This is a genomic window from Bullifex sp. (genome assembly GCF_034103065.1).
GTDB lineage: Bacteria > Spirochaetota > Spirochaetia > Sphaerochaetales > Sphaerochaetaceae > Bullifex.
This window is the reverse complement of sequence record NZ_JAXEGN010000119.1, coordinates 1-5,896: the sequence shown is the minus strand read 5'-3', so window position 1 is coordinate 5,896 and position 5,896 is coordinate 1. Positions and strand designations below refer to the sequence as shown.

The following is a 5,896-nucleotide window of genomic DNA, read 5'->3' as shown; positions in this document are numbered from 1 at the left end:
AGGAATTCTGAATTCAGGAATAATGTTAGATACAACACCACCTGCACTCTTTTCTCTTTCAAAGATTTCAGTCTTAAAGCCTGCTCTTGCTAAGAATAGAGCTGCTGATAAACCTGCAGGACCTGCACCAACTACTGCAGCCTTTACATCAGCTGGTTCATCTGGCTTTACCCAAATTTCATTTAAATATTCTTCAAGACCTTCTAAAGCTGCAAGTCTCTTCATTTCCCTAATCTTTACAGGACCTTCATAGTCAAGTCTTGTACAGTGGTTCTGACACTGATGATCACAAATCCAACCTGTAATATTTGGTAAAGCATTCTTATCTAGGATAACTGCAAGTGCCTCAGCAACCTTACCTTCACCCATGAGCTGAATATATTCAGGAATATCCTGATGAATTGGACATGCACTAACACATGGAGATACATAACAGTCAGTTAATGGTAGAGGAGTATTATCTTTAGCCTTATTAGTACCTCTGAAATCCTTACTAATATAGTTCTTTCTATCTCTAGCCTTGGCATTTAAAGCACTAAGCTTTTCAATATCAATACTATCCATAGACCAACCGTTACTATCATTCACGATTTCACAAAGCTGGTTCATCTTATTGTATCCACCTGGCTTAAGCATATCTGTAGCTAAAGTAATTGGATGAATACCTGCTTCAAATAAGTCTTTAACTGTTAATGCATTTGCACCACCGGAGTATGAAATAGGTAGTTTTCCATCAAATTCCTTACTCAAGCGAAGTGCAACACTAGTTGAGATAGGTAGAAGAGTTCTACCAGACATATACATCTCTTCACCAGGAAGAACACCTTGGTCATTAACAGAGCCAAGAGTATTAGTAAGCTTAACACCAAAACCCTTACCTTCTTTCTTAGCTAAGGCAATCAAGCGAGTAAGCATACTAACTGCATCTGGATACTGTAAATCATGCTCAAAACTCTCTCTCTTGAGTCCAACATATGTGTATCCAAGATCATCAAGAATCTTTCTTACTTCATCAAAACCTAAAAGAGTAGGATTTAATTTTACAAATGTATCAATATGCTTTTCACTAAGCATATATGTGCAAATTGCTTCAATTTCCTTTGGAGGACAGCCGTGCATTGTAGAAATAGTGACAGATGGGCTAATCCTTTTACTAATTTTTGGAAGCATTTCGATTACTTTACTCTCTAAGCCTTCCCAAGGAGTACCATCGAAATAACCTGGCTCTAAAACCTTTTTAAGATCAGAAATATATGTATCAAATCTTCCATCAACATCTGCATCAAGCATTGAGTTAATGAACTTCTGCATTCTTTCAGTTTTAATTCCCTCAAGATTATATCCAACACTCATGTTGAAAATAAAAGAAGGATGATCAAACTTGCCACCTTGCATAAGGGTTTCAATAACGTGTAATAAAATCCAGGCTTTTAGATATTCATCATAAGCTTTTGGTAGAGTATATTCTGTTGACCACTCAACGTTATAACCTTCATCACGTGCATCGATACAAGGCTTTGCAATCTCAAGAGTATCCATAATTTGAACTGTTTTAAGCTCGATAAATCTTGCACCTGTAAGGTATGCAGCAATAATATTTTGTGCAAGCTGAGTATGAGGACCTGCTGCAGGGCCTAATGGAGTTACACACTCTTGAGTGAATACTTTTACACTCTTATCTTTTTTACTTTTATAAAACTCACTTTCATGAATAGAGAAAACAGAACCTTCATTTCTGTACTCACCGACGATCCTTTCTAGAAGATTAAGGAAAGGAACTGGACGCATTTTATCAGCCATAATAAGCCTCCATTTGGTTTATCTAATTTCATTGTACCTTACTTTGATGATAAGTCAACAAAGAATTGCAACAAATCGCAACATAATTAAAGCTGCCCGATTAGAGCAGCTTGTAAAAAATTAATTAAATTGTTCTTTCAAGAATTCTAAATCCAACTCAGGATAGAGTACAAACTTTTTCAAAAGTTTATTAACTCTTTCCTTTGCCTCTGCCATTATTTCAGGTGGGCATTTTGCTTTATTTTTGCTCAGCGTACCCGCCTTCTCTCCTTTTGTTAGCTTTACAGGATGTGCATTCTTTAACACCTTTATGATAATTGATGCAATTTCCTTCATCTCTTCTTCTTTCATATTTAATGTGGTAACTGCAGGAGTTCCAATACGTAATCCAGAAGTATACCAAGGACCATTTTTATCAAAAGGAAGAGCATTTCTATTAAGTGTAATTCCACACTCTCTAAGTAGAGTTTCACTCATTCGACCATTTAACCCAAAAGGACTTACATCCAAAAGCATTAAGTGGTTATCACTTCCACCTGTTAAAACTGTTGCACCTTCATCAATAAAAGCCTTTGCTAAAGCCTGAGAGTTCTTAACAATTTGATTAGCATAATCTTTATATGAGTCGCTTAATGCCTCTTCAAAACAAATTGCTTTGGCAGCCATAACGTGAGGAAGAGGTCCTCCAATTACAAGTGGGCAACCCTTATCTACAGATTCAGCAAACTCTTCTTTACATAAAATCATACCACCACGTGGTCCACGAAGTGTTTTATGTGTTGTTGTAGTAACTACATCAGCCCAAGGGAACGGTGAGTATTCACCTGTAAAAACTCCTCCCGCAACAAGACCTGCAAAGTGAGCCATATCAACCATAAAAACAGCACCTACAGAGTGAGCAATTTCACTTAGAGTTTTAAAGTTTATCTTTCTTGGATAAGCTGAATATCCAGCGAGCAAGATTAATGGCTTAACTTCTTGAGCCATTTTTTCAATTTCTTCATAGTCTAATAAATTAGTTTCTTTATTAACTGTATAAGAGTAAGCGTCAAAGAGCTGAGCTGAAATATTTTGTCTATAACCATGAGTTAAGTGGCCACCTGAGTAATAATCAAGGCCAAGTAATCTTTGGTTATGTAGAGCTGTTCTAATTTTGTTCCAATCATCACGGGTCATATGATTTACATTTTCAACACCCATTTCCTCAAGAGTAGGAACCATTACTCTTTGATTTAATATTGCCCAATATGCACAAAGGTTTGCATCTGCACCAGAGTGTGGTTGCACATAAGCATGTTCTGCACCAAATAGCTTTTTCGCCTTTTCACATGCAATCGATTCAATTTCATCGACATTTTGACAACCTGCATAGAATCTATGGAAAGGAAAACCTTCACTATATTTATCGGTCAAAAGATTTCCCATAGCGGCTTGAACCGCAAGAGATGAGAAATTTTCGCTTGCAATAAGCTTTAGATCATTTTCTCTCTGATCTTCAAGTTCTTTAACAATTAGTCTTGCAATATCTTTATCTCTTGAGGCAACTAACTCTAGCTGAGAGAGGTACATTACCATTTCAGGGGTAAAGTCATTTAAATGGGATGAAACATATTTTTTTGTGATACTTTCCATAGAATCCTCCTAACAGAAAAATAGATTATTAAAAATATCCTTATTATGCAATTGGTTGTGGTATGATAGTCTCATGCACAGACACTCAACAAAAATATCAGGAAGACTATTAATATACTTTATTATTATTATGTTCATTCCTATTTTCATATTTCTAATGTTTTATAATTACTATACCTCTAAGGGTGTTTATGGTGCATTAGAGCAACAGGCAAAGATTTTAATTAAATCAGATGGAACTCTAATTGAAAAGAAAATGGAGGAGTATAGACACATTGCCTATACTATTAGTACAGATGAAAATGTAATTAATGCACTCTTAGATGATGTTTTAGAAGATAGTGAATCGTCTCAAATTTATAATTCAATTTATCTCATGTTAAACTCTGATAATAAAAACTGTGACGCTCATATTGTATCGCTATCAGGAAAGTGTCGTCTTTCATCGGGAATTTTTCCATCTGAATATGATACTAGATTCCAAACTAATGAATGGAATAGAAAAAACATTATTGCTGAAGCCTCCACAAGAAGAGATTTAGGGAGAACCTCACTATTTTTTATTGGAGACCATAGAGTAAATGAAAATGATGAACAGATTCTTTTTTCTATTTTAAGAAATATTTTTTCTGAAAATGATGAATTAATAGGCTATGTTATCGTAGATGTTTATACAGATGCGGTAATACCTGAATTAACTAATGGAAGTATCTTTAAAGATGTTATTTTAGTTGATAACACCTTGTACTCAGCCTTTTCATTAAACCACCCTAATATGTATGGAAGCTTCGATAAATTCCCATTTTTAAGAGATGATTCAATTCAAAAGTATTATTACCACTTCCCTTCTGGCTTATTTTCTATCGTTGGTTATATCGATACTTCAATTTTCAAAGGCAATTCTGAACGATTATTTACATCGATTACAATAGCTCTTTTTTTAGGAACTCTTGTATCGATTATATTATCATTTATCTTTTCTCACTCAATGTCTAAACGAATAAATAACATGATAAAAAACATGAAATATGTTGAGGAAGGAAATTTAAATATCTATCTTGATGAAACAGGAATCACTGAATTCGATGAACTTGCAGCCTCTTTTAATACAATGATCACCAAGATTATCTACTTAATTCAGAGTAAAAGTGAAGAGGAAGCTAAAGCGGCAGAGGCAGAAAGGAAGGCATTAGAAAGCCAACTTAATCCTCACTTTATCTTTAATACCTTAAATACAATTAAAGCTTTAGCTAAGCTTCATAATGAAACTGAAATTTATACTATTTCACTTCAGCTAGGTAAACTACTTCGTTCTTCATTAAAGAACCACTCCTCTACTTGTCTATTATCAGAATCAATAGAGTTAACTAAAAGTTATTTAAGTATTCAAAAAATTCGTTTTAGCGAACGCTTAAACTATGTAATCAATACTCACGATACTCCTCTTGATAAAATAATTACACCAAAACTTGTAATACAGCCATTAGTTGAGAATGCTGTTGTCCACGGTCTTGAGCCTGGAATGGGGGGTGTTACAATTGAAATTGATATAAAAATAGTTTTAAATAAATTATATATAACTATCAAAGATGATGGTTGTGGAATGAATAATCCTGAAATGTTTAGCAATATGGAATTGCTTAAAGATAGTAGTCATGTAGGGATATACAACATATATAGAAGGCTTCAGCTCAGATATGGAAATAATTTTTCATTTCTAGTTGATACCGGTCAAAATAAAGGCTTTGCAGTGTATATTACAACACCTATTGAGGAGGAACAAAATGGAAACACTTAGTCTTGTAATTGTAGAGGACGAGAAATTAATACTTGAAGAACTCGTTACTACTGTCGACTGGGCGTCTATTGGAGTAAGTGTAGTTGCCACAGCAGAAGACGGAGTAATGGGAGAAAAAATAATAAAAGAATATAACCCTGATATTGTTATTACAGATATCAGACTGCCTCTTCAGGACGGACTTACTATGGTCTCTAAATGTCCACTCCTCGATCAAAATGTGTTAGTTTTGTCTGGTTATACAGATTTTGAATACACAAGAAAGGCTATTCAACTTGGAGTATATGACTATTTAGAAAAACCAGTTGACGACGAGGAGTTATTAAAGGTTTGTAGCACCCTTGCTGATAAAATTAGAGAAGAACATAAAAGTGAAAAGCAAGAAGACGGTGCTTTTAGAATTAATCTTCCAACAGGATTTCATAACCATCAAATTAGTTGCATTGTCGCATATATTAAAGAAAACTATGAAAAGCCAATTGGTCTTGCAGATGCAGCAGAGTATATTAGGCTATCAGAAAACCATCTTTCTACTCTTTTTAAAGAAGTAACTGGAATTAACTTCTTACAGTACTTAAATGGCTATAGACTTAATATGGCTATTGATATGATGAAGGAAGGAGGTGTAAATATCTCTGAAATAGCACCAAAGTGTGGATTCCAAAA

4 protein-coding genes are annotated in these 5,896 nt (G+C 34.4%); 2 read left to right on the top strand and 2 right to left on the bottom strand.

What is annotated here, in order from left to right:
- The coding region (gene ygfK, locus SOY52_RS04710) for a putative selenate reductase subunit YgfK (RefSeq protein WP_320847824.1) at positions 1–1,800 on the bottom strand (1,800 nt) is incomplete at its 3' end.
- Between the two features lie 120 nt (positions 1,801–1,920).
- Positions 1,921–3,432, bottom strand: a complete 1,512-nt coding sequence (locus tag SOY52_RS04705) for a glycine hydroxymethyltransferase (protein WP_320847823.1) — start codon at positions 3,430–3,432, stop codon at positions 1,921–1,923.
- A gap of 157 nt (positions 3,433–3,589) precedes the next feature.
- Between SOY52_RS04705 and SOY52_RS04700 the strand changes: the two genes are divergently transcribed.
- Positions 3,590–5,230, top strand: a complete 1,641-nt coding sequence (locus SOY52_RS04700; RefSeq protein WP_320847822.1) for a sensor histidine kinase — start codon at positions 3,590–3,592, stop codon at positions 5,228–5,230.
- Positions 5,217–5,896, top strand: a 680-nt coding sequence (locus SOY52_RS04695) for a response regulator transcription factor (protein ID WP_320847821.1), incomplete at its 3' end; no start/stop codon positions are given. The genes SOY52_RS04700 and SOY52_RS04695, both read left to right, overlap by 14 nt.